General features: G+C 65.6%; 21 protein-coding genes and 1 pseudogene. 9 read left to right on the top strand and 13 right to left on the bottom strand.

Annotated features, from left to right (window positions below):
• The 9 genes from B1964_RS27455 to B1964_RS27415 form a co-directional block, all read right to left on the bottom strand.
• On the bottom strand, positions 1-715 hold a 715-nt coding region (locus tag B1964_RS27455; protein ID WP_139765901.1), incomplete at its 3' end, for a glycosyltransferase.
• Positions 712-2,079, bottom strand: a complete 1,368-nt coding sequence (locus B1964_RS27450; RefSeq protein WP_253194232.1) for a glycoside hydrolase family 55 protein — start codon at positions 2,077-2,079, stop codon at positions 712-714. The genes B1964_RS27455 and B1964_RS27450, both read right to left, overlap by 4 nt.
• Positions 2,076-3,548 (bottom strand): Wzz/FepE/Etk N-terminal domain-containing protein, encoded by a 1,473-nt coding sequence (locus B1964_RS27445; protein WP_172398985.1) that lies wholly within the window; start codon positions 3,546-3,548, stop codon positions 2,076-2,078. Before B1964_RS27445 ends, B1964_RS27450 begins: the two co-directional genes overlap by 4 nt.
• On the bottom strand, positions 3,545-4,972 hold the full coding sequence (locus B1964_RS27440; protein ID WP_139765900.1) for a hypothetical protein: 1,428 nt from the start codon (positions 4,970-4,972) through the stop codon (positions 3,545-3,547). Before B1964_RS27440 ends, B1964_RS27445 begins: the two co-directional genes overlap by 4 nt.
• A 38-nt stretch (positions 4,973-5,010) precedes the next feature.
• Entirely contained in the window at positions 5,011-6,015 is a 1,005-nt protein-coding gene (locus B1964_RS27435; protein ID WP_079932061.1) for a glycosyltransferase, read from the bottom strand.
• Complete coding sequence (locus B1964_RS27430; protein WP_079932060.1) at positions 6,012-7,313, bottom strand: oligosaccharide flippase family protein; 1,302 nt, start codon at positions 7,311-7,313, stop codon at positions 6,012-6,014. Before B1964_RS27430 ends, B1964_RS27435 begins: the two co-directional genes overlap by 4 nt.
• Positions 7,310-8,485, bottom strand: coding sequence for a glycosyltransferase family 4 protein (locus tag B1964_RS27425; RefSeq protein ID WP_079932059.1), 1,176 nt, complete (start codon positions 8,483-8,485; stop codon positions 7,310-7,312). The genes B1964_RS27430 and B1964_RS27425 overlap by 4 nt, the downstream gene beginning before the upstream one ends.
• Complete coding sequence (locus tag B1964_RS27420; RefSeq protein WP_079932067.1) at positions 8,486-9,541, bottom strand: glycosyltransferase family 4 protein; 1,056 nt, start codon at positions 9,539-9,541, stop codon at positions 8,486-8,488.
• A 481-nt stretch (positions 9,542-10,022) separates the two neighbouring features.
• Positions 10,023-11,087 carry an LLM class F420-dependent oxidoreductase gene (locus tag B1964_RS27415; RefSeq protein WP_079932066.1) on the bottom strand — a complete coding sequence of 355 codons (1,065 nt, stop codon included), beginning with the start codon at positions 11,085-11,087 and terminating at the stop codon, positions 10,023-10,025.
• Positions 11,088-11,301: 214 nt separating this feature from the next.
• Between B1964_RS27415 and B1964_RS27410 the strand changes: the two genes are divergently transcribed.
• The 6 genes from B1964_RS27410 to B1964_RS27385 all read left to right on the top strand — a co-directional run bounded on the left by B1964_RS27410 (position 11,302) and on the right by B1964_RS27385 (position 15,460).
• Positions 11,302-12,522 (top strand): inorganic phosphate transporter, encoded by a 1,221-nt coding sequence (locus tag B1964_RS27410; RefSeq protein WP_079932065.1) that lies wholly within the window; start codon positions 11,302-11,304, stop codon positions 12,520-12,522.
• A gap of 23 nt (positions 12,523-12,545) precedes the next feature.
• Complete coding sequence (locus B1964_RS27405; protein ID WP_079932058.1) at positions 12,546-12,830, top strand: hypothetical protein; 285 nt, start codon at positions 12,546-12,548, stop codon at positions 12,828-12,830.
• A 37-nt stretch (positions 12,831-12,867) separates the two neighbouring features.
• The gene (locus B1964_RS27400; protein WP_014359093.1) at positions 12,868-13,176 is read left to right on the top strand and encodes a DUF3349 domain-containing protein; all 309 of its coding nucleotides are present in this window, start codon (positions 12,868-12,870) and stop codon (positions 13,174-13,176) included.
• 151 nt (positions 13,177-13,327) lie between these two features.
• Positions 13,328-13,726, top strand: coding sequence for a DUF3349 domain-containing protein (locus tag B1964_RS27395; protein ID WP_079932064.1), 399 nt, complete (start codon positions 13,328-13,330; stop codon positions 13,724-13,726).
• Positions 13,727-13,746: 20 nt separating this feature from the next.
• Entirely contained in the window at positions 13,747-14,892 is a 1,146-nt protein-coding gene (gene menE / locus B1964_RS27390) for an o-succinylbenzoate--CoA ligase (RefSeq protein ID WP_253194233.1), read from the top strand.
• Positions 14,893-14,938: 46 nt separating this feature from the next.
• A complete protein-coding gene (locus tag B1964_RS27385; protein ID WP_253194231.1) occupies positions 14,939-15,460 on the top strand; it encodes a YdcF family protein in 522 nt (173 codons plus the stop codon).
• A gap of 113 nt (positions 15,461-15,573) precedes the next feature.
• Here B1964_RS27385 and B1964_RS27380 read toward each other — a convergent pair whose 3' ends face one another.
• From B1964_RS27380 to B1964_RS27365, 4 genes are read right to left on the bottom strand one after another with little or no spacing between them, the layout of a single operon-like run.
• Positions 15,574-15,948, bottom strand: coding sequence for a holo-ACP synthase (locus B1964_RS27380; RefSeq protein ID WP_079932057.1), 375 nt, complete (start codon positions 15,946-15,948; stop codon positions 15,574-15,576).
• Positions 15,945-18,452: a glycoside hydrolase family 2 protein gene (locus tag B1964_RS27375; protein WP_079932056.1), complete on the bottom strand. Its 2,508-nt coding sequence runs from the start codon at positions 18,450-18,452 to the stop codon at positions 15,945-15,947. The genes B1964_RS27380 and B1964_RS27375 overlap by 4 nt, the downstream gene beginning before the upstream one ends.
• Positions 18,452-19,417, bottom strand: a complete 966-nt coding sequence (locus B1964_RS27370) for a DUF1839 family protein (protein WP_079932055.1) — start codon at positions 19,415-19,417, stop codon at positions 18,452-18,454. Before B1964_RS27370 ends, B1964_RS27375 begins: the two co-directional genes overlap by 1 nt.
• Positions 19,414-19,659 (bottom strand): acyl carrier protein, encoded by a 246-nt coding sequence (locus tag B1964_RS27365; protein ID WP_079932054.1) that lies wholly within the window; start codon positions 19,657-19,659, stop codon positions 19,414-19,416. The genes B1964_RS27370 and B1964_RS27365 overlap by 4 nt, the downstream gene beginning before the upstream one ends.
• A gap of 277 nt (positions 19,660-19,936) precedes the next feature.
• Here B1964_RS27365 and B1964_RS27360 point away from each other — a divergent pair, with 277 nt between their 5' ends.
• From B1964_RS27360 to B1964_RS27350, 3 genes and pseudogenes are all read left to right on the top strand, one after another.
• The gene (locus B1964_RS27360; protein WP_079932053.1) at positions 19,937-21,082 is read left to right on the top strand and encodes an acyl-CoA dehydrogenase family protein; all 1,146 of its coding nucleotides are present in this window, start codon (positions 19,937-19,939) and stop codon (positions 21,080-21,082) included.
• Positions 21,083-21,163: 81 nt separating this feature from the next.
• Positions 21,164-22,096: pseudogene (locus tag B1964_RS27355) on the top strand (amino acid--[acyl-carrier-protein] ligase); the annotation flags it as partial.
• 4 nt (positions 22,097-22,100) lie between these two features.
• The coding region (locus B1964_RS27350) for an alpha/beta hydrolase (RefSeq protein ID WP_172398984.1) at positions 22,101-22,636 on the top strand (536 nt) is incomplete at its 3' end.

The following is a 22,636-nucleotide window of genomic DNA, read 5'->3' as shown; positions in this document are numbered from 1 at the left end:
CGGCAACCACGAGTCGCACCCCGGCACGCCGCGCAGCGGTGATCGCGATGTCGGGTCGCTTGTAGGGCACCAGCCGGCCTGCGAGAAGGAAGAAATCCTCGCGGTCGACACCGGGATCGGGAGTGTAGCCCTCGGTATCGACGGGCGGGTGAACCACCTCGGACTCCCGGCCCCACCAGCGCGAGATCCGTTGTTGTACCTCATGGGAATTGGCCACCAGCACCGTCGCGCGATCCCGTGCGGACAACTCCCCCTTGCGCGCCGCAGCCGCCAAACCCGCCAGGACGGCATCCGCGACGCGCCCACCGGCCTCCTGCTTGCGGAACTCGACGTCCCACGCCCAACGCGCGGGGCTATGGACATAGGCGACGACCGGCGCGGAGGTGGCCAGTGCCGCCTGGATGGCGAAAGCGTGGTGGCTGACCACGACCGCGTCGAAGCCCTCCAATGACAGAGTTCGAAATGCCCTGCCCATCAGGGGCATACACGGCGCGTATGACCTCTCGCCCAGTGCTCGGTAGGCCCGCTCGAGCGCGGTCGTCGTGAGCCGGTCACGGATCGGTTCGGGCACCCCGCCCGGTCTCGACAGCGATGCGAACACCGGGGCATCGGGCCATTGCAGTGCCAATTGCTCGACGACGTGCTCGGAACCCGCGATCTCGGTGAACCGCTCGTGCACCAGCGCCACACGTGGTGTGCCCGTCCCGGCGCTCATCGCGGCCTCACCGATCCCAGGGAGTCGGTGGTCATCCGTCCGTCCGGGGTCACGACAAGGCGCCAGTAGCCACCCTTGGCATCCTTGAGGACGATGCCGGCGTTCGGATCATCGGACAGCCACGTGCCATTGGACAGGACTGCAGCTTGCACCCCGCCATTCGTACACCGCACCTGGATTGCGTCCTGGCCCACTCCACCACCCTGCGTCACCAGGGTCCCGCTCACGGGTGCGGGCGAAAAAGACCCACGCCCCAGCACATTCCACCCACTGGGGAACACCGATCCCGCAATGGTGTCCGACGACGACGAGATCAGATTCACCGCGGTTCCCTCAGGGCAGTCACCGGCGTCGATGCGCAGTTCTTCGGGGGCGGTGCGGTCGTCGCTGTCGAAGATGACATTCGCGAGATAGGGCTGACGACAATGATCGAGCTCGATGCAGCGGGTCCGAGCTGCCACCTTGCAATTGACCATTCCGAACTGGCTCGGGCCACCCACCCCCGATCGACCGATCGAGAGGGCGATGTCGGCGCCCTCGAACCACACGTTGGTGAACCACCAGTCGTTGGCCGCCCCGTCGACGCGCACATGGTATTGGGTCGTGTTCGCGCCGGTATCCGAGACGAACTCGGAGTTGGTGACCGCCATCCCGGCGTTGTCGTCGTTACCCGTACCCAGGATTCCGGTGTGATTGGTGGCCAGTTTGGACGACGTGAGGTAGTTCTGAATGCACGAGGTCTCGATGCCCACCCCGAAGTTGTTGATGTCGCAGTCGATGAGAGCGGTGCCGCCGGTGTTGCCGCTCAACACGATTCCTCGCTGTCCGAGATAATCCGGATAGGTGTCGCCGGTATGGCCGCCGCGAACGACCACCCCGGTGAAAGTGCAACGGAAACACCCGTCGAGTTGTAACGCCGTCGCCTTGGGGTGGGTCACCCAGATCCCCATCCGGTCAAACCGGATCCGCTGCTTGCCGGCCATGGAGATCAATGTCGAAGATCCCTCGTAGAGAACGAGACTGAGGTCCCCGCCGTCCCCGACGATCGAGAGATGGTCCGGCATCTCGGGCCAGGACGTCACCCGGTAGGTCCCGGCCGGGAGATACACGGCGCCGGGTTCGCCCGACGCCACGGCCTTGCCGATCGCCGCGGTGTCATCGGCCTTTCCGTCGCCGACGGCACCGAAACTCTTGACATTACGCAACGCCCCCACGACCGGAAGATCGGCGGGCTCGGCGCTGCTCACCCCGGTGTCACCGTCGGCACAGCCGGCGAGGCCGGTCGCCACAGCGCCGGCGATCACGGCACCGAGTACACGTCGGCGTCCGAGACCGCGGTGATGTTCTTGATCAGCGTTGATCACCGAGTGCTCTCTTCACGTACCTCGGCGGAGTCTTCGAACTCCTCCTCGACCGGTGACTCCCGATCGGCGGAGTCTTCGTCCGGGACGACCGTTGCTGCAGAGTCGTCCTGGAACGCTTCTGCTGCGGCATTCTGTGGTTCGACGTGATCCTCCGCAGGCGACGTCACCGCGTCGGGGTCGTCGGCCGCAGGCGCCGTCGCCCGCTGCGGGCCGGCGGAACGCTTCGGCGCGGCGGCGGCCACCACCAGGGCACGCAACGACACCCCGGACTCGACGAGTTGCGTATAGGCGCGACGGAGTGGCCCACGCCGGGCAGCCGTGGCGGATACCACCCCGATCACGAAGTCGCACATCGAGGCCGGCGGTAGCTCGATGACTCCGTCACGTACCCGCGGCGTCACCAGCAGCACGATGTCGGCACGCTCGGCCAACCCGGCGACGGCATCGGCGAACGCCCGTCCAACGATGACGTCCGCAACCTCACCGCGGTCGACATCGAGTCGGACGATGGTCACCGCGGACTCGGGAATCCGTTCCGGCAGTGCCGCTCCTGCGTCGGGCGCCCACGTCACGGCGTCCCGATGATCATCGTCGGCAGCGTGGTCGGCGACGACCCGGTCGGCGTCGATCACCACCACCGCCTTGCCGGATCGGGCGAAGGCCTCCGCGGTGTCGCGCGCCACCCACGTCACATCGGCGTCGGCGAGACCGACGATCCCCACGCAGGACGTGGCGCCGGTGCCACCCCGGGAGATCAGATCGCGGAGACGACGCGATTGCGTCCGCTCCGCATCGTCGGAGGACGGCGTCATCGTCAGCGCGATCGGCGCGGAAAGAGCCTGCTCGGCCGCGGATGCCGTCCGTATGCGGTTGTCGAATCGATACGCGAGCAGTGCCAGCAGAGCGCCGAGGAGCAGCCCGGCGAGACCACCAGCACCGAGCGCAGGCCCCAGGCCGGAGGCGCTCGGTCCGGACGGCTCCAGCGCCGGATTGACGACCTTGATCTGCGCCGCAGGCGCCGCCCCCGCCACCGTGCGCTCCAATTGCCCGACGAGGGCGCGGAACTGCGTGACCACGGCGTCATTGACCGCCTTCGCCTCTGCCGCGCTGTCTTCGGTGACGTTGATGGTGATCAACGCCGTACCCGGCGTGAACGATGCACTGAGGTGGCCCTGCAATTCCGCCGGCGTCTCCGGGAGGGACAGTTCGTTGATGACCGCTTCGGCGACGGAGGTGCTGGTGACCAGTTGTGTGTAGCCGACGACGCGCTGTTGCGCCGCGAGTGCACCTTGGTATGCGTCGTTCACCGACGTTCCGGTCGCCATCGTCACATAGACCTGACTGGTGGCCTGGTAACTCTTCGGTGTCGTATGCGCGTAGCCGTAGCCGGCGACCAAACCCACCAGGGTCGTCGCTGCCACAATCCACCAGCGGCGCCGCACGATACGCCAGATTTCCACTCCACTCACAGCTTTACTCCTTCGCCGACCCTTTCGGTCAGCGCATCGCAATCGGAGACGAACCCTCTCCCGACGTCGTCGGTGGGATGGTGTTCGTCGTCAAGGTCATTCGGACCGAGGAGTCCGTCGATGTGTGGCACCGATGCCGGTCGGGTCAGCAGCCGGACCCCGATGCCGATGATCCAGACCGCTATGCCGGCCTGCAACGTCTTACCCAGGTTCTCCATGATCCCGAGGTAACCGCGCTCGAACAGGATCGGATACTCGACGATCGCCATCCCCACGGCGACGATGAGCACGATCCGACCCGAACCGAGGCTGTACACCCCGAATACGAGCAGGGCGAAGGTCGCCGTCATCACGAAGACGATGCCCGGATAACCTGCGACCGCGTATCCCTCGTTCACATTGCCCTCGGCCAGGGAGACCGAGATATCGGTCATGTCCACCGACACGCCGCGCACCTGCTGCGCCCACGCCGTACCGGACTGCAGTTTTTCTGCACCGAGCAACTGACTGGGGATCAGACTCTTCAGTCCGGTGCTCAGATACAGACCCGGCGTCAACCAATGTTCTCCGGCGAGAAAGTAGGTATCGGTCGCCGCCTCGAGGAGATCGAATCTCCGAAAGATGCTGAGATACGGTCGGACCGAGGCCGGGTAGGCGGCATCGACCATCGTGGCGGCCAGGCGGTCCTCCGGCGTGGCCTTGAACGACTGCAGCCAACCGAATCCACCGACACCGAGCACCGCGATGACGAGGATTCCCACGGTCTTACGCCAGTTCCAGCCCTGAGCAGCGAATCGCACCGCAATGGCCAGCGCCGCACCGAGTACCGGGGTCTTCGATTCGGAAAGCACCGACCACAACAGTTCGCCCGCGGAGAGCCCGCAGATGACCGCCACCGTGACCCACCGTCGCGGTGAGTCGACGTACACGATCAAACCGAGCGCCCCGACTGCAGCGAAGAAGCCGACGAGATCGAGAACCGGGTTGCTGGACTGTGTTTCACCGGCGCTGCCCGCTACGCCGCTCGCCCACGCCGAGAGTCGTGCGGCCGAGCCTATGCCGTAACAGACCCACATGGTGAGGATCAGATTCCGGTTGCCGGTCAGCGGTCGGGTCAGAAACGCCCACATATTCGGCCGCAGACGCACCCAGAGGGCGAATGCAGCGACGAGCAAAGCGTAGAACCACATCCCGAATGCCACGGGCCGCAACGCGTGTGCGATCCCGAGGTCGTATCCGATCGAGTAGAGACGCGGATCGGCGACGTTGTCGCCGAATTGCGGCTGGGGCGCCACGACCAGCAACAGGACCGGCCGAGCGATGTAGGACATGCTCCAGTACAGGACCTGCGCCAGGAGAAAGACCCGAGTGATACCCGGAATGGCGAACGCAGCACCGGCCAGGACGACTAGTGCGGACGCCACGATCCAGACCTCTGCCACACCCCCGGGAAGCCACGTCATCATGTGACCTCCTCGACGATCTGCCGTGCGCGGTCGAGGTACCGATGGCCGCCCTCGGTGATCCGCCGATGCCCTGCGCGGGCGATACCGCTCGCGCGCTCCGGGTGTTCCCTGACCAAGGCCAGCTGCGAGTGCAACTCGTCCTCGTCGGAGAAGAGCAGACACTCTGTGCCGTCATCGAGCAACTCGGCGTGTTCGTCGGTCCGCTCGCCCACGAAAAGTCCACCCGCCGCGGGGATCTCGAAGGTGCGGCACGTGTGTCTATCCCGGTTGTCGGAGTTCAGGAGGACGAGGTTGGCCTCGACCTTGGCTACGGCGAGGGAGAACTCCTGCCCGTAGGCGGGACCGGTGACCACGGCTTGGGTTGCCTGCAGGGCGGCCACCCTTCGCCACCCCGGACCCTGCACCAGCAGGTCGTCTCCGTAGCGGCGCCCGAGACGAATCATCAGGTCTCGCCGGTCATCTCGACACGCGCCGATGAAGCCGATGCGGTGGTGGTCTCGCCCCCTTCGGGCGGCCGGAAAGTGCCACGCCGGATCGTATGCGCTCCAGACGAAGAGGGCGGCCTTGCCACCTCGACCGAGCACTTCGGGAACGTTGTAGCGCTTGGTGGTGACGATCAGGTCCCACAGGTGTTCGGACTTCAGATAGGCGTCGGTGATGTTGTACGGGTTGGCGACGTCGTCTGCGCTGTAATGAACACGAAGCGCCGCCGGGACATTGAGCAGCCGATCCTGGTCGAGGTGGACGGTCTTGTAGCAGAACAGCATGTCAGGCCGGAAATCGCGCGCCACCGAATCGATCTCGTCATGGAGACGGTCGACCACCCACGGCGCTCGGCGTCGAGCCGCCTTCGAGTAGGTCCAGGACGCGGAGAGGCGGGCGGGCAGGGTGACGCGTGTGCTGTCGATGACGACCACGTCGTGGCCTGCGGCGCGGAAGCCATCGGCGAGCGAACGTGCGTTGCTCCCGATCCAGTCGTCACCGACGAAGAGGATTTTCATGCGTTCCCCATTTCGCCCGGTGCCACTCCGGCGGGCTCCACGGGCTCGGTGACCGCCTGCCGCGGAGTTCGGTTGTTCGCGGCATGACGCCACAGTCGGAAGGCAAACCACGCCGCGACACAGCATTCCGCGGTGATGGTTCCGTAGACGAGTGTCCACACCGACCGCGTCTGGATCGTCATCAACACCGAACAGATCGTGATCACCGTGCCGATGACGGCACCGATGAGAACGCCGATGGAATCCTCGAGCACCGAGAGCACCGCGGTCGTGGAGAACGAGGTGATCGCGGTGGCCGGGAGAATCAGCGATTCGAATCGCATGATGGGTATCGCGCCGGCGAACTTGGCACCGAACACCACGTTGACGATCAGCGGCGCCGCCACCCAGACGCATACCGTCGCGGCCGTGGCCACGCCGACGATTGCCGCCAGCGCGCGCATCGATCGGCCCCAGAAACGATCCTCGCCGGTCTGCGCCATTCGCGGCAACAACGCCAGCCCGATCGGATCGAGCATCGCCTGGATGGCACGCACCACCCGGTCCGACGCCGAGTACAGTCCCAGCGACGCCGCGTCGAGCACCGACGAGTACACCGCGGGTGCTCCCTGCCCATAGGTCGACACCAGCAATCGGGAAGCGAACACCGGTCCGCCGATCCGCAGGATCCACCCGACGTCGCGCGGTCGCGGGGGAAGACCGAAGTGGCGCAAAGAATCCCACCAGGTCAGCGAGACCGACAGGATCGATGAGTAGAAGAGGCACATCAGGGCGGTGGTCGCCGTGGGGAACTGCGGGAGAAGGGTGAACAGCAGGACCAGATACACGATGCGTCCCGACGCCTGATACAGGATCGACGATCCGAAACGTCCCGCACCGATCAGCAACCAATCCTCGGAGATCGCCGAGAAGCCTCCGACGAACAAGCCCAGCAGGATCATCCAGACGTGTGTCCCGGCGTGCATCATCAGGCCCACCAACAGGCTGATGCCCACGGCGGACAGCACGGTGGCGCGAATCGCGAAGTAGTTGCCCCGGATCTGGTTGATGTCGTCGTCGCCGACGCGCGCGGCCAGGAACGAGGGGATGCCCAGGTCGACGACGAGAGAACCGATGAAGTATCCCGACATGCCGATCGCGAGGTGGCCGACTCCGGTGGTGCCGAGAATCCGGGCCGTCAGGGGCAGCGTGACCAGGGTGACCACGTACTGCCCGTACTTGCCGAGCATCACGAAGATGATGTCGCGGGCGATCGCGAACACGCTGAATCGAGCGCGGACGCGCTTCTCTCCGGTCATCGGGCCACCTTCGGCGTCGCGATCCAGGCAAGGAATTCGGTGACCTCGACGGCCGATCGGCGAACGTCGAAACGCTCGGCCCGCCGACGGCCGTTGGTACTCAGCGTCGTACGCAGATCGACGTCTGCGATGAGCCTCGCCAGGGCGTCGGCCAGCTGCGAACGGTCACCCGAGTCGACGAGGAGTCCGTTCACACCGTCCTCGACGATCTCGGTGGTGCCTCCCGGCCTCGACGCGATGACCGCGCATCCTGCGTTCATGCCCTCGACGACGACTTGGCCGAAGGGCTCGGCCATAACCGAGCAATGGACCAGGATGTCGGCTTCGCTCATGTACTTCTCCGGATCGTCGACATGTCCGGTGAACTCCACGGGTATCCCTGTCGACGCGACGTACTGCTCGAGTTCGTGCCGGTACTCGGGCTCCTCGAAGAACGTCCCACCGACCAGCAGCACCCGCCGAGGTTCGATCGGCTGGTCACGGACCGCCCGCAAGAGCAGATCCTGACCCTTCCATCGCGTCAGCCGGCCCACCATGGCAACCACCACGTCGTCGGCCGGCCGCTGCGGTGAACGCTCGAGATCGTCGCGCAGGGTGACACCCGGGTAGGCGACCGCCGTCGGCCGGCGCCACCGCGCGAGGGTGTTCGCGGTGCCTTCGCTGTTGGCGATGTAGGCCGAACTCACCAGCCATCCGAACAACCGGACGACCACGGCGAGCGGCGCCCCGAAATACTCGGCCGTCACTCGGTCGTGCACGTGCCAGACCACCGGAATCCCGGCGCGACGAGACGCGATCGCGGACATGATCAGCGCCTTGGTCGTCTCGGCCACGAGGACCGAGGCGCGCTCTTCGCGCGCCAATGCACCGAGTTCCCATCCGACGCGTGCCAGGCCGAGGGCACCGACCACCAGCCGGCGGATCGACCGGCCGGCGATCGTCATGGCGCCACTGTTGTGCTCTGTAGCGAGCAGGTGCGTACGAATACCCTTGGCCCGCATACGGTCGGCCACGTCTCCGTCGGCGGCGAAAGCCGCAGCGACCTCGACGGTGCCGGCGGCCGAGGACGCGGGGGCTGCGGACATATCGTGCATCGCCACGGCCAGGCGCAGCGCGGCCAGCTCGGCCCCGGAGGACTCGGCGGTATGGAGGACGAACAGTGCGCGGGTCATTCAGCACAACTCCCGATACATCGCGATGTGCCGGTCGACCGCCACATCCCAGGTGAACTTCTCTGCCTGCGCACGGCATCGTGCGGGGTCCGGCAGATCACCGGTCAGCGCTCTACACAGCCGGTCGGCGAGGGCATCGGCATCACCGGGTGCAACGATCAGCGACGGATCGAAGTCGCGGACCGAGTCGGGCAACCCGCCACAATCGGTGACGATCGGCGCCCGCCCGGCGGCCATCGATTCCAGGGCGATCAACCCGAAGCCCTCCAGCGAGACCGTCGGGACCACTGTCGCCAGGGCCTCGCGGTACAGCTCTGCAAGCCGCTGATCACTCGCATTGCCCTCGAAGGTGACCGACCCGGTGAGCCCGTGATCGTGTACCTGGCCACGAAGCGACAATTCCTCACTTCCGGTTCCCACGATGACGAGCTGGGCGTCGGGATATCCGGCGACCACTTGCCGCCAGGCATCTATGAGCACATCGATACCCATGCGCTTCTCCAGCCGACGCACACACAGGAACATCGGCCGCCGCGACGACGAGGCAGGAACAAACCGGGTGAGATCGACCCCCGGCGGCACGACCCGAATGTGCTCGGGACGTAAGTGGTAACGATCGGCGAGAAGGGCTCGGAAATGCTCGGAGAGAACGACATACCGATCGGCACCGGAATAACGAAGCCGCTCGAGAAGATACTTGGCCCGAACAGCCCGCTCACTCTCCCCCGACATTCGACTCTCGTCGGCCCAGGGACCATGGAAGTGCACCACCAGTGGTCGTTTTCCACCGAATCCGCGACGCGGCGGACCGTAGAGCGCGAAATGCCGGTCCAGAACCGCGTTCTCCGACGCCCCGATCCGATCACCGAAAGCGGTGCGGACCCGCCGGAAGGTGGACCCGGCGGCAGGTCCGAGAGAATTGCCGCCGTCGCTCGGGGTACCGAAGGCACTGGCGCTGACGTCCACACCGGGATGACGCTTCATCGCGTCGAAGAGGTCCGTGAAGTAGCGGTTGAGCCCACCCCTCGTCGTTGCGAACCACTCCGCGCCGGTCATGTGAACCCGGACCGGCGCGACGGCCGAGTTCGGGGTCGCCACGTTCTCGGGGGTCGCCGCATCGCGTGATGAAGCGGCCACAGGGTGGGGGGTGTGTGCCATCGGGGTCCATTCCGGATCGAATCCAGAGATGAGACCCCCGTCCATCCCTCAAGATTCCATTGTTCTATTGCCGTCTTTGCCTACATCTAATTGATGAGTCCTCGTAGACTCTCGCATTTTCAGTGCAGAATCGGCAACCCAAGAGAGCAAATTCATAGCTGATCGCAATGCAGAATGACGCGCCGAGTGGACTGCGGAGCGCCATGCACGGTATCCAGCGCCCACAAACCGGACCACCGATGTGTTGTACATCACAGTTCCGGTGTCCGGTGCGAATAGTCCGATCAGATGATCCAGACAGAGCTGCCCCTTTCCCGCTGGTGCGGAAAAGGGGCAGGACGAATATGCGCTCGGGCTTTCTTCGAGCTCGGGCCCGGGGTCAGCCGGCGAGGATCTCCGACAATCCTTCCATGGTCGCCACCCGCTGCGCGTGCGTGGGCGCCAGCGGCCCCGCCAGGACCACGGTGACACCCGACTTGGCGAACGCCTCGACGCGTTCGGCCACCAGCGAGCGCGGACCGATCAGGCTCATCGCCCGCACCAGGTCGTCGGGCACCGCGGCCGCGGCCTCGGCCTTCTTGCCGTCGAGGTAGAGATCCTGGATCAGCTTGGCCTCGTCGGCGTAGCCGTAGCGCACCGCGAGGGTGTTGTAGAAGTTCTTGCCACGTGCACCCATCCCGCCGATGTAGAGAGCGGCGTGGTTGCGCACATGTTGCATCGCGACCTCGATCTGCTCGGCGTCCTCGGAGATCAGTGCGCTCGCCTGCACCACGATCCCCAACTCGCCCAGCGACGGATCGCGCTTGGCCTTGCCGGCCGCGAGCGGCTCACCGAAGGCCGCCTCGACGTACTCGGGGTGGAACAGGAACGGCTGGAACTCCTCGAAGAGCTCGGCGGCCAGCTCGGTGTTCTTCGGTCCGATCGCGGCAAGGAGCATCGGAATGCGATCACGCACAGGGTGATTGATGATCTTGAGGGCCTTGCCCAATCCGGTGCCGCCGTCTTCTTTCGTCAGCGGCAGGGTGTAGTGACGGCCCTGGTAGTCGGTCTTTTCCCGGCGCCAGATCATCCGGCAGATCTCGGCGTTCTCGCGGGCCCGGCCGACGGGGTAGTCATATTTGACGCCGTGGAAGCCCTCGATCACCTGCGGCCCCGACGCCCCGATGCCCAGGATGAACCGCCCGCCACTGATGTAATCCATTCCCGCGGCGGTCATCGCGAGATTCGACGGGGTACGCGAGAACATCGGCAGGATGCCGGTCTGCAGTTCCATCTTCTCGGTCTTGGCGGCGATGTAACCGAGCTGACTGACCGCGTCGAAGCTGTACGCCTCGGGGACGGTGACCCGGGCGACGCCGGCCTTCTCGAAGTCGGCGAGATTGTCCATCGTCTCGCGGAAATCACCGGCGTAGTTGATCGGCATGCCCAGCTTCATCGACGTCATGACGCCGAATTCTTCCACACCGCGACCCGTCCACAGAGGCCCGTGCGATCGTTCGCTCGCGCCGGCTTCGGTGTACCCGTGGGTGCAGTTGGATGAACAGTAGATGAACAACCCGACGAAGAGGGCAAACACGCAGGTCATGATGCCGATCTGCACAATGGTTGCCTGAGCGAAATTTATGCAGATCGGCACCCGCGGACGCATGATATTGCCCATGAGCGGAGAGATGCTGATTCTCGTGCTGTTGATCATCACAGCACTGGGCTTCGACTTCACCAACGGATTCCACGACACCGGCAACGCCATGGCGACCTCCATCGCCACCGGCGCACTCAAGCCCAAGGTCGCCGTCGGGTTGTCGGCGATACTGAACCTGGTGGGTGCGTTCCTCTCTGTCGAGGTCGCTGCCACCATCACCAAGAACGTCTTACACCTGCAGAGCAAGTCGGGCGGACTCGTCGGCGGCATCAGCGCCAACGAAGCCCTGTTGATCATCTTCGCCGGCCTCATCGGCGGCATCCTGTGGAACCTCTTCACCTGGCTGTTCGGCCTGCCCTCGAGCTCCAGCCACGCCCTGTTCGGCGGACTCATCGGCTCCGGTATCGCAGCCATGGGCACCAGCGGCATCGACTGGCACGGCGTGCTCTCCAAGATCATCATCCCGGCGCTGGCATCTCCGTTCATCGCGTGCGCGGTGGCCGCGGTCGGCACCTGGCTGGTCTTCAAGATCACCGCGAAAGTGCTTGTCTCACGCCAGGAAAGCGGGTTCCGCTCCGGCCAGATCGTCACCGCCTCGCTGGTCTCGCTGGCCCACGGCACCGGTGACGCACAGAAGACGATGGGTGTCATCGCCCTCGCTCTGATCTCCACCAACCACCTCGACGCCTCCTCGGTCAAGCACGGCCTGCCCATCTGGGTCGTGTTCAGCTGCGCCGCGGCGATCGCCCTCGGTACCTACCTGGGCGGCTGGCGCATCATCCGCACGCTGGGCAAGGGACTCGTCGAGATCACCTCCCCGCAGGGCATGGCCGCCGAGGCCTCGTCGGCCGCGATCATCCTGACCTCGAGCGCCGCCGGCATGGCACTGTCGACCACCCAGGTCGCCACCGGCTCGATCCTCGGTTCCGGTGTCGGCAAGAAGGGCGCGCAGGTCCGCTGGTCGGTCGCGGCCCGCATGGTCGTCGCCTGGGTCCCCACGCTGCCGGCCGCCGGCATCGTCGGCGCCGTCTGCTACGGCCTGGGACATCTGCTCGGTGACGTCACCGGCGCGATCGTCATCTTCATTCTGCTGGTGGCCGCCTCGAGCTACATGTACTGGCGCGCACAGCAGAACAAGGTCGACTCCAACAACGTCAACGCCGAATGGGACGAGTCCACCAACTCGATCATCCCGGCCGACGACGCTTCCGCCGACAAGCCCGCCACCCTCGCCTGACGGCTGGGAAGGACCTCACACTCATGGACATCCTCGAAGCCATCCTCAAGGTTCTCGTCATCGGCATGATCTTCGGTGCCGGACTGCCCGCGCTCTTCGCCATCGGCATGCGGCTGCACTCGGCCGGCGCCGGTGACGCCAACGCCGACGGCACGGTCAGCGCGCCCAATCCGGCCCTGAAGGCCCTGGGCTATCTGTTCTTCGCCATCGTCGTCGCCGCGATCGTGGTCGGTCTGCTGTGGGTCCCCCGCCAGACACTCTCCTACTACTTCGACTGGCAGATCTTCCCCGACTGGGCCTACAGCTGATCCTCCAGACATCTCGTCCACACCGAGAAAGGCGATCATGTCCTCTTCACTGTTCGACTCAGCCATCAACTGGATTCGCAAGGGGTATCCGGAAGGCATTCCGCCCACCGATTTCCCGCCCCTGCTCGCCCTGCTGATGCGCACCCTGTCCGAGGAAGAGGTCACCAACGTGGCACTCGTCCTGGCCAAGGAAGGCTCCTCGGATTCCCCGGTGACCCCGGAGCGCATCAAGCAGGCGATCCTCGAGGTCACCGAGGCTCAGCCGACCGATGCGGAGATCAACCAGGTGGCGGCTCGGCTGGCCGCCGTCGGCTGGCCCCTGGCCGCCTCACCGGCAACAGCCTGAGTTCGATCCAGCGCCCATGGGGCGCCGAACAACCCGGACGACCTGCTTGCCAGGCGCCGGGTTGTTCGCTGCATATCCATCAATCGGCCCACCCAGCTTGCGTCCTACAATCGGCGGAGGGTTGGGCCCGCAGACGAGAAGGGGGTGCGTGATGTCCGATCGACCGCTGGTCGCCAGGATCATCGCGTGGTTGCGCGCCGGATATCCACAGGGCGTGCCCGACCACGACTACGTACCGCTCCTGGCCATCCTCCGACGACAACTGTCCGAGGACGAGGTCGAGCATGTGTCGGGTGAACTCATCAACGAGGCGGCCCCACCACCGGAACCCATCTCGAAGATCGACGCCGGGGTCAAGATCTCCGCGGTCACCCAGGAACTCCCACACGAGGCCGACCTCGCGCGCGTGCAGCAGTACCTCGAAGAGCACGGCTTCCCCTTCGACGACTCCCCGCTGAACCCGCCCTCCCCTCCCCCCGATGGTCGAGGCGCGAGGAGCGCCAGCGACGAGCCTCGAGACCCGCCCACCCCCGACGAGGACCAGCCCTGAAACCCCTCCGTCCTCTGGTGCTGCGTCCTCTCCCCCTGCCGTCCGGACCGCAGGTCCTCGACCATCTCGACGACCTACGCGCCATCCTTGACGGTTCGGCGGCTTTCGCCCCGGTCCCGGAGTCCGATCGTGAGTCGCGAATCCTGCACGACGCCTTCGGAATCGGGTCCGACGTCGCCGACGATGTCTCGCTGATCATCGCCACCTCCGGGAGCACCGGCACCCCCAAGGGCTCGCAGCACACGCCCGCCACCCTCGCCGCCTCGGCCCGCGCGACCGCCGACCACCTCGGCGGCGAGGGCAATTGGCTGCTCGCGCTGCCACCGCACCACATCGCCGGACTGCAGGTGTTGTTGCGCGCGTTGGCAGCCGGGCACATCCCCGCCGTCCTCGATCTTTCGGCGGGTTTCGATCCCGACGCCTTCGCCGACGCCCTCGATCGTTTCGAGGGGCCGCGCCGCTACACCTCGCTGGTCCCCACCCAACTCGTCAAGGTCCTCGACTCGGCGCGCGCGACGGCCGCGCTCGCCGACGTCGACGCCCTGCTCGTCGGCGGCGCAGCCACTCCACAACCGTTGCTGCACAGGGCGATCGAGGCGGGTATCCCGATCGTGCGCACCTATGGGATGAGTGAGACCGCGGGCGGTTGCGTCTACGACGGTATTCCGTTGCACGGCATGCAGATCACCCTGGATGGGGCGAGCGCCGACGGCATCGGGCGCGTCGAACTCACCGGACCGATGGTCGCGCACGGCTATCGCCTGCTCCCCGACCATCCGGCCTTTGCCACGCCGGGGACCTTCCGCACCGACGATCTCGGACGTGTCGACGACGGCGTCCTACGGATCATCGGCCGCGCCGACGAGGCCATCTCCTCCGGCGGGCTCACGATCCTCCCGCAGGTCGTCGAGGCCGTCATCGTCGAGGACCCCGCGGTCGCCGAATGCGCCGTGATCGGGCTGCCCGACGCGCGTCTCGGCGAGAAGGTGGTGGCCGTCGTGGTGGAGTCCGATTCGGGTTCGGTGGACGCACAACGCCTTCGGGACGCGGTCACCGAGCGGCTTGATCGCTACGCCGCACCGCGCGAGGTGATTGTCGTGGCGGAGTTGCCCACCCGCGGGCCGGGTAAGATTGATCGCAGGACGCTGCGGCACCGATTCGGGTAGGCCTCGCTCGCCTCGTCCTCCGACCGTTCAGCCACGAGAGCGCTCCATGCCACAGCGAACCAACGACGGATCGCGTCCGAGACGCCGACGAGTCGCGGCATTGTCGGCATTGGCCCTGGTGGTGGCGCTTGTGGTCGGCTATCTGGGGGTAGGTCACCGTCTCTTCGACGTCGACCACAGCGATTCCCTGACCCGGGCGGACGCGGTCATCGTCCTCGGTGGCGAACACGACGGTCGCGAGGAGTATGGTCTGTCCCTCGCTCGCGAGGGCTACGCGAAGACCGTCGTACTGTCCGATCCCTATCCCGCGAACGATCCGGTCATGCGCACCGCCTGTCGCCCGCAACCCGACATCGACGTCATCTGCTTTCGACCGTCACCGTCGACCACGCGCGGCGAGGCGATGTTCGCCCAACATCTGGCCGACCAACACGGCTGGACCCGGGTGATCGTCGTGACCTGGCGCTATCATCTGGTGCGGGCGCGCTACATCTTCGGACAATGCTTCGACGGCGCCGTCACCATGCGCTCGGTGCCAGGGAGTATCCGACCGGGCTGTCCGACGTGATGTACAACTACGCCTACCAATTCACCGGTATCGCAAAGGCTTTCGCGCTCGGCTGTCCGGCGTCGACGACATCGACGAACCCACGCACGTAACCGCGGAGTGGGATCGGTGGATCACTCCCGAACGAAGCCCATCACGACCGCCATCGCCTGTGAGCCCGTGTGCGACAACGACACCGACGAGCCACTCCAACCGCATGCGTCGGCCCATCGCGCGACGCCACCGGAGAGCACGACCGAGGGCACTCCGGCACGCGACACCACTTCGATCTCTCGAAGCGGCGTCGGGACGTCGACCATACCCAGCGCTTTGATCACGGCTTCTTTGGCCGCGAACCTCGCGGCGAGCCGCTCGGCGAACGCCGAGCCCTCACAAGCAGCGACTTCCTGCTCGGTGTAGACACGGTGGAGATACCGGTCCCCAAACGTGTCGATGGACTCCGCGACGTCGGCGACGTCGATGAGGTCACAGCCGACCGAGATCCTCATGACTCCACCGCGTCGATGAGCACAGCCGTCTCGCGGGCGTCCACGGAGGTGACCTTCCCGTTCGGCACGGGCCCAGAACCGTCCTCGGCTCGATCGCCCGTACCACGCGACGGCGCGGCCGGCGTGGCCTCGATGAGATGAGGTTGCCCGGCGGCGAGATGAAAACAGTTGTCCGACAACACCCAGCCCGGTGCATCGACACACACGTAACGCACACTCGCCTCGGCACGCACCTCGATCTGCCAAGTATCCGAACCATGCAATCTGCGCCGAACCGCCGCCAGGCCGGATCGTGTCGGGGAATCGGAAGGGTGGAGGACCACCACGTCACTGCAGATCACCTGCTCGTCGACGACGAACTCGGCGAGCAGAGCCTTGGCGATCGGTGGCCCGAAACGATAGGCGTGGGACAGATCGGTGAAGTGTCCGATGAGATCGGTATCGACTCGTGTGACCGAGGCGTGGGGCTTGATGACGATCGCAGCCTCGCCCTGCGCAACGACAGTGCCCGCGTCGTCGACGGCGCGCAGTTGCAGGGCACCACTGAGCTCGGCCCCCGTGTCGTTGTGAAGGTCGATCCGGATCCCCTGCTGCCCAGCGTCATCGAGCAGCAGAGCGATCGGCGCCCAGACGCGGGTGAGCGCGGCGAGCGGCAGTTTTGCGGTTCCCCGGTGGTCGAGCAGACCCCATCCCGCCCCGGGGCGCAGATCCCTGGCGTTCAGGACCAGTGCACCGGCGCAGCCGGAGTCGCGACGGCGCCAAAAGCGATAGCAGGCCGCCATCACCTCGGCAACGGCCAAGCGGCCGAGTTGCAGATAGCGGGCCGGGTCGGTCCGACGGACCTGCAGCGGATCCACGCCGAAGACCTCGCGGACGTAGAAGTCGCGGACGTCCTCGAAATCCCATGTGGCAGTGCGATCTCGGGGTACCCCACGCTTCCAGTCGGGGTGGTGCCCCGCGACGGCCAACGACCCGAAATCCGCCTCGATGGCGTCGTCGGACGGTGGAATGGCGAACGCCAACGATTCGGCGGCAAACCGCACCCCGGCGGTTCGGACCGCGTCGAGTGGGTTCAGGTATCCGCCGACACCGAACCAGTGAGCGATTCCGGTATCCGATCTGATCGCGAGCGGCGTTGTATCGTCGGTGTTCTCACCCCATGACGACGGACTCGCCACGACATAGGGCACACCCACGAGCCGGCCGGCGACGTCGCGCAGCATGGTGTCTATCAACGGTATCGACAGCGAACCCGCGTCGAGTCCCAGCATTTCCGGTTGCTGCAGGGTCTCGCTGCCGCCGCTGACGACCGCCAACGCGGGATTCCCGGAGATCCCCGTGAGCAAGTGCTCCATCTCGGCGCAGACCACGTCGTCGAGTTCCGCCGGCGGGTCGAAGGTGGTCAGCATGGCGTCCTGCCACACGAGAATCCCGAGTTCGGCGCACAGATCGTAGAACTCGGGCTGTTCGGGAACGAAGCCGCCCATGACGCGAACCATGTTGGCGCCGGCGTCGCGCAGTACGAGCAGTTGATCCTCGATGCGCTGCCTCGAGGCCGTCATCGTGCACGGTTCCGGTGGCACCCAGACCGCTCCGCGGCAGAAGACGTCGATACCGTTGACCGACAAGGCGAAAGCCCCGTCGTGCCGATCCGCCGTGATCGTTCGGAAGCCGATGATTCGTTCGCTGCTCACTCCCCCGGCGGTGATCCGCACGCGGTACGTGGTGGGTGCGCCATGACCGTGCGGATACCACCGGCGGTGCCCACCAACGGTGACCTGTCCCGTGAGGTCGTACCCGGAGCCGTCGAAGAGGTCAACCGACAGTCCCGACACGGCCAGCACGGTTCCCGAGTCGTCGAGGATTTCCACGACGGATTCGACCATCTCGGGTACCGCATCCGTGGTCAGTAGGCGGGTGCGTATCGCGACCGATCCCGAGTCCGCATCGACCGACAGCGAGATCTGATCGAATCGGCCTGCGGGAGCAAAGGTGAGCGGCCTCCACGCTCCCACCACCGGCGGGACACCGCCGTACACCGGAGCTCGCCCGAGCAACGAGGTCCGCGCCCAACGCATGCCCTGGGCCGCCACCAGCGTCGAGCGCCAACGTCCGCGAGGACGTCGGCGCGACAACCACTTTCGCAGCGATCCGGACCAGATCGCGATCTCATGCCGGCCGGCGGGCACAGTCGCGCGCACCGGCAGGAACATCGACTCGACGTCAGCGATGTGCTCCCTGTCGACGAATACCGCGCCCGGGGGCGTCAATCCCGCACAGTCGAGGACGACCGGCGCTTCGACAACGACGTCGGCGACCAGCCACCAGTCGAGGTCGTCGACAGTGTCGGGCCCGGTCGGCTCGAGGTCGGTGCCGGCCACCATGTGGGCCACCGGGCCGGGCGCGGTCACCTCGATCGACGACGACATCTCGTCGTCGAGAACTCCCGGGTTCGGGTCGGCGGTCGGTGCACACCGAACCAGCCGCCACCGCGCCTCGAGCATCAGCGGCGCACGCTGGCGTCGATGATGTCGAGTGCTTGCTGCCAGTTCTCGGCCATCAAGGCCATCGTGTCGGTCACGTCGACCGCGCGGCCGCGAGCGGCACGCGCCATCTTGAACTGGACCGCCTTCGCGCCGGCCGACACCTCACGCAACAGCGGTGCGGCGCTCTCGCCGCCATCGGCGCCGAGACCGGGCAGCCGTTCGGCGAGGTCTGCGGCGATCTCGGCAGTCGCACCACATTGACGCAAGGTCGCGAACGCCCAGACGTGGAACACCTCGACACCTGCCTCGGGAAGCCACTCCACCGCTGCCGCCACACTCCGGCCGAGTGCCTCGACGGGATTGACCGACGGGCGACGGTTCAGATGTGCGCGGACGATCGTCAACGGGTCGACCACGGCACCGGCGGGGACCATCCTGCGCACCTGCTCGACGTAGGGCAACAGCACCCACTCCGAGGTCGGCCCGAGATTGAACACCCCGGCGAAGTCGTCGCCCTCGAGCTGATGTACCCCACCGTTGTGGACGTAGGTCATCTGCGCCGCGGTGCGGTCGACTCGCAACGGAACGATCGTCGTCTTGACGTGGCCGGACCGGTAGTCGGTGCCCGCGGTGTCCGGCAACCACCAGCTGTCGACCTCGACGGTGTGCAACAGACCACGGGCGCGGCCGCTCTCGACCGTGTCGAGAACAGGGCGCCACAACGTCTCCTCGACCACCTTCAGACCGTAAAGCTCTCGAAGGTCGGCGGGATCGGGCTTGACGAAGGTCCACTGCTCTCCGTCGTGATCGGCCGACAGCGCACACGCGTACATCGGCACCGGATCGTGCCCCAGCGTGTGCAGGAGTTCGATCCACAGATCGAGATAGCAGTTGGTCTCCGGCCAAATCCGGTCACCGGAGTGACTCGGATGCGAACCGCGATCCTCGTCGACGTCGAGGAGACCGGGTGCCTCGGCGGTCATGCCGCTTCGGCCACCAATTTGCGGACGACCGCTGCCATCGAGTCGATCGAGGTGAATGTGGCCTTCTTCAGAGCTTCGTCGGGGAACTCCACATCGAACTCGTCCTCGAGAGCGAGCATCACGTTCACACTGGCGTGCGAGGTGAAACCGAGCGTGAACAGATCGTCGGCGGTTCCGAACGAATCCGCAGCCACGGCAAGTTTGCCGTGTGCCGCAACGATTTCGCGGATCTTTTCTTCCATTGATTTGGTCCTCAGGGTAGGGAGCGAGGCTGCGCTTCAACTGTCGATTCGACGGACGATTACGTTACTTTCGCACCGCAGCAGAAAACAATTCCGGCCAAATACAGTGCCGAAAGTCCCCAAAACCCTTCGTCACCTTGGCAATCGTTGCCGATGTCGCAGGTAGAAGATACACTAACCCTCGCTGCGCGGTTCTACTCGCGCCGTGACAACGTCCGCGACGTGGGGATTGCCGGACCGTTTCTCATCCATAACCATTTTTCTCTGGAGTACAGCCATGTCCGCGCGCCCACCTGCTCTCCTCGACGCATCCGCCGTCGTCAAAGCCGCTGCCCCGGCAGCGGCCGACGTCGACCGGAACGCCCGATTCCCCCACGAGGCCGTCGAGGCCATGCGCGATGCGGGGCTCCTGTCGTGCTCGCTGCCGACCGAACTCGGTGGCCGATCGGCGTCGATCACCGAGCTCGCGGCCGTCGCACGCGCGATCGGGGCCGCCTGCAGCTCTGCGGCAATGATCTTCGCAATGCACCACACTCAGGCCCTTACGCTGCGCTTTCACGGTGCTCAAGGCGACATCGCCGAGCTGACGAAGCAGGTCGCCACCGACGAATCGCTGCTGGCATCGGCCACCACCGAGATCACCACCGGCGGCGACGTCCGCTCGTCGACATGCGCCGTCGAGGTCGACGGCGACCGTGTCCGTTTGGAGAAGAATGCTCCGGTCATTTCGTACGGCGAATACGCCGATTACATCTGCACCACCGCACGCCGTTCCCCCGACAGCCCGCCGAGCGATCAGGTTCTTGTGGTCTGTCCGAAGGACACAACAGTTCTCGAGCCCACATCTTCTTGGGACACATTGGGATTTCGCGGGACATGCAGCCCGGGCTTTATCCTGAAAACCGAGACATCTGTAACGAATATTGTTCCGGTTGATTACGCCACAATATCCGCGCACACCATGCTTCCCGGTTCACACACCCTGTGGTCGTCGGTCTGGCTGGGTATCGCCGACGCCGCGATCGCCAAAACACGCGACCAGGTGCGCGCGGCGGCCCGCAAGAGCGCGGGCTCCCCGCCACCCCAGGCGCTGCGGTTTGCCGACCTCCTCGTCGAACATCAGTCCTTCGAAAGCTCGGTGAGTACCGAAGTCCGTCGCTACCAGGCATTTCTCGACAGTGACGAGGACGAGACGACGATCGGTTTCGCTCTCGCGATGAACAATCTGAAGATCATGGCTTCCACCCGCGTGGTCGATGTCGTGGCCGGGGCGCTCGCGATCTGCGGGATCAACGGCTACCGCGAAGACCACCCGGCGTCGATGGGTCGGCTGCTGCGCGACGCCTACGGTCCGGCACTGATGGTGTCAAATGAGCGTATTCGAGCCAATAACTCGCAGCTCGTTCTGGCATTGCGCAAATAGCGGTGCAACGCCCATGATGTGTTTTGATCCAAACGGGCAGAACGCACATGTCCCCTCAGTACTGAAAAAAATGGAGCACGACAGGTGAATGACCTCGACAATGCGCGGACCGAGTTTCGCGATCGGCTGATCGTGGAGGGGTTGCTCATCCCGACCGGAGTCGATGGACTCTACGGCCGTAGCGGAACGTTCGAAGACATCATCGACGGTATCGACGGCGTGGTCCGGCGCACCGGACGGTCCGCATACGGCGCCGACGGTGCGAAGCGACTGCGATTTCCCCCGGTGTTTCCGCGGACGTCGTTCGAGAAGACCGATTACATCGCGTCATTCCCCCAATTGACGGGCGCGATCTCGACGTTCCTCGGCGACAACAAGGAGCATCGGGCGCTGTTGGCCGACCGTGACGAGGGTCGTCCCTGGGATGGGCACCTGGCATCCGCCGGAACCATGTTGGTGTCGGCGGCGTGCCATCCGCTCTACAACACCATCTCCGGCGAACTCCCCGACGGCGGCGCGCTCTTCGACGTCTACGGCTACTGCTTCCGACACGAGCCCGCCATCGACCCCGCCCGTATGCAGGCCTTCCGGATGCACGAGTACGTTTACGTCGGCGACGCTGAAACAGCTGCCGCGCACCGTGATTCGTGGATTCCACGCGGGCTCGACGTACTGGCACGTCTCGGTCTCAAACCGGAGGCGGTGCCCGCCAACGACCCGTTCTTCGGTCGTGCCGGACGTCTGCTGGCCACCAACCAGATCGAGGAGAACCTGAAGACCGAACTCGTCGTGCGTCTCTATGACGATCTCGACGACGGCACTGCGGTGGTGTCCTGCAACTGCCATCGCGAACACTTCGGCGAGAATTTCGACATCCGGACGGCCTCCGGCGAGATCGCACACAGCGCGTGCGTCGGATTCGGCATGGAGCGCATCGCCCTGGCACTGCTGGCCAATCATGGCACCACCGTGGCGAATTGGCCCTCGGACGTCCGCCACGAACTCGATCTGTAATCCGATGGACATCGTCAATACCCCCGGCTACATCGATGGCGCCCACGGACCGCTGTTCGTCGTCGCGTCCATGCCGAAGTCGTCGTCGGTCACCGGCGCGGTCATCATCCTCCCCTCGCTGGCCAAGGAAGCCGGGCACACCGCCCGCGCCCTGAAGCAGCTCGCAGAGCGGCTTGCGTCTCGGGGTTTCCTCGCCGTCCGCATCGATTACGCGTGCACCGGCGAGTCGGCGGGAGACCAGCGGCACCCGCGGGCAACCGATGCGTGGCTGGACAGCATTCGGTCCGTCATCGGCTTCGTCGGTGACCTCGGTGTCGAACGGGTCGCACTGGTCGGGCACCGGGCGGGCGCTCTCCTGGCACTGCAGGACTTGTCCGTGATCAGCAGGGTCGACGCAATGGTGTTGTGGGACCCGGTAATTCGTGGTCGCCACTTCGTTCGCGCGCAGAAGGCGCTGTATTCGGTCATGACGGCGACCCACGACGAGGTCCCCGCGAACGTGACGGCCCGGCCTGCCGAGCAGCACGTGCACCTCGTCGG

The organism is Gordonia sp. i37 (assembly GCF_002043085.1).
Lineage (GTDB): Bacteria > Actinomycetota > Actinomycetes > Mycobacteriales > Mycobacteriaceae > Gordonia > Gordonia polyisoprenivorans.
Note: the sequence above shows the minus strand (reverse complement) of the source record. Positions and strands in the feature narration are given on the sequence as shown.

Excerpts from the sequence above, each read along its gene's own strand:
- B1964_RS27375 (WP_079932056.1), bottom strand. The coding sequence starts at position 18,452 with ATGCTCGAGGCGCGGTGGCGGCTGGTTCGGTGTGCACCGACCGCCGAC.
- B1964_RS27415 (WP_079932066.1), bottom strand. The coding sequence starts at position 11,087 with ATGACGTCGATGAAGCTGGGCATGCCGATCAACTACGCCGGTGATTTC.
- B1964_RS27360 (WP_079932053.1), top strand. The coding sequence starts at position 19,937 with ATGTCCGCGCGCCCACCTGCTCTCCTCGACGCATCCGCCGTCGTCAAA.
- B1964_RS27420 (WP_079932067.1), bottom strand. The coding sequence starts at position 9,541 with ATGACCGGCGCGGAGTGGTTCGCAACGACGAGGGGTGGGCTCAACCGC.
- B1964_RS27405 (WP_079932058.1), top strand. The coding sequence starts at position 12,546 with ATGGACATCCTCGAAGCCATCCTCAAGGTTCTCGTCATCGGCATGATC.
- B1964_RS27435 (WP_079932061.1), bottom strand. The coding sequence starts at position 6,015 with ATGAAAATCCTCTTCGTCGGTGACGACTGGATCGGGAGCAACGCACGT.
- B1964_RS27430 (WP_079932060.1), bottom strand. The coding sequence starts at position 7,313 with ATGACCGGAGAGAAGCGCGTCCGCGCTCGATTCAGCGTGTTCGCGATC.
- B1964_RS27410 (WP_079932065.1), top strand. The coding sequence starts at position 11,302 with ATGAGCGGAGAGATGCTGATTCTCGTGCTGTTGATCATCACAGCACTG.
- B1964_RS27365 (WP_079932054.1), bottom strand. The coding sequence starts at position 19,659 with ATGGAAGAAAAGATCCGCGAAATCGTTGCGGCACACGGCAAACTTGCC.
- B1964_RS27395 (WP_079932064.1), top strand. The coding sequence starts at position 13,328 with ATGTCCGATCGACCGCTGGTCGCCAGGATCATCGCGTGGTTGCGCGCC.
- B1964_RS27380 (WP_079932057.1), bottom strand. The coding sequence starts at position 15,948 with ATGAGGATCTCGGTCGGCTGTGACCTCATCGACGTCGCCGACGTCGCG.
- B1964_RS27425 (WP_079932059.1), bottom strand. The coding sequence starts at position 8,485 with ATGACCCGCGCACTGTTCGTCCTCCATACCGCCGAGTCCTCCGGGGCC.
- B1964_RS27370 (WP_079932055.1), bottom strand. The coding sequence starts at position 19,417 with ATGACCGCCGAGGCACCCGGTCTCCTCGACGTCGACGAGGATCGCGGT.
- B1964_RS27400 (WP_014359093.1), top strand. The coding sequence starts at position 12,868 with ATGTCCTCTTCACTGTTCGACTCAGCCATCAACTGGATTCGCAAGGGG.
- B1964_RS27385 (WP_253194231.1), top strand. The coding sequence starts at position 14,939 with ATGCCACAGCGAACCAACGACGGATCGCGTCCGAGACGCCGACGAGTC.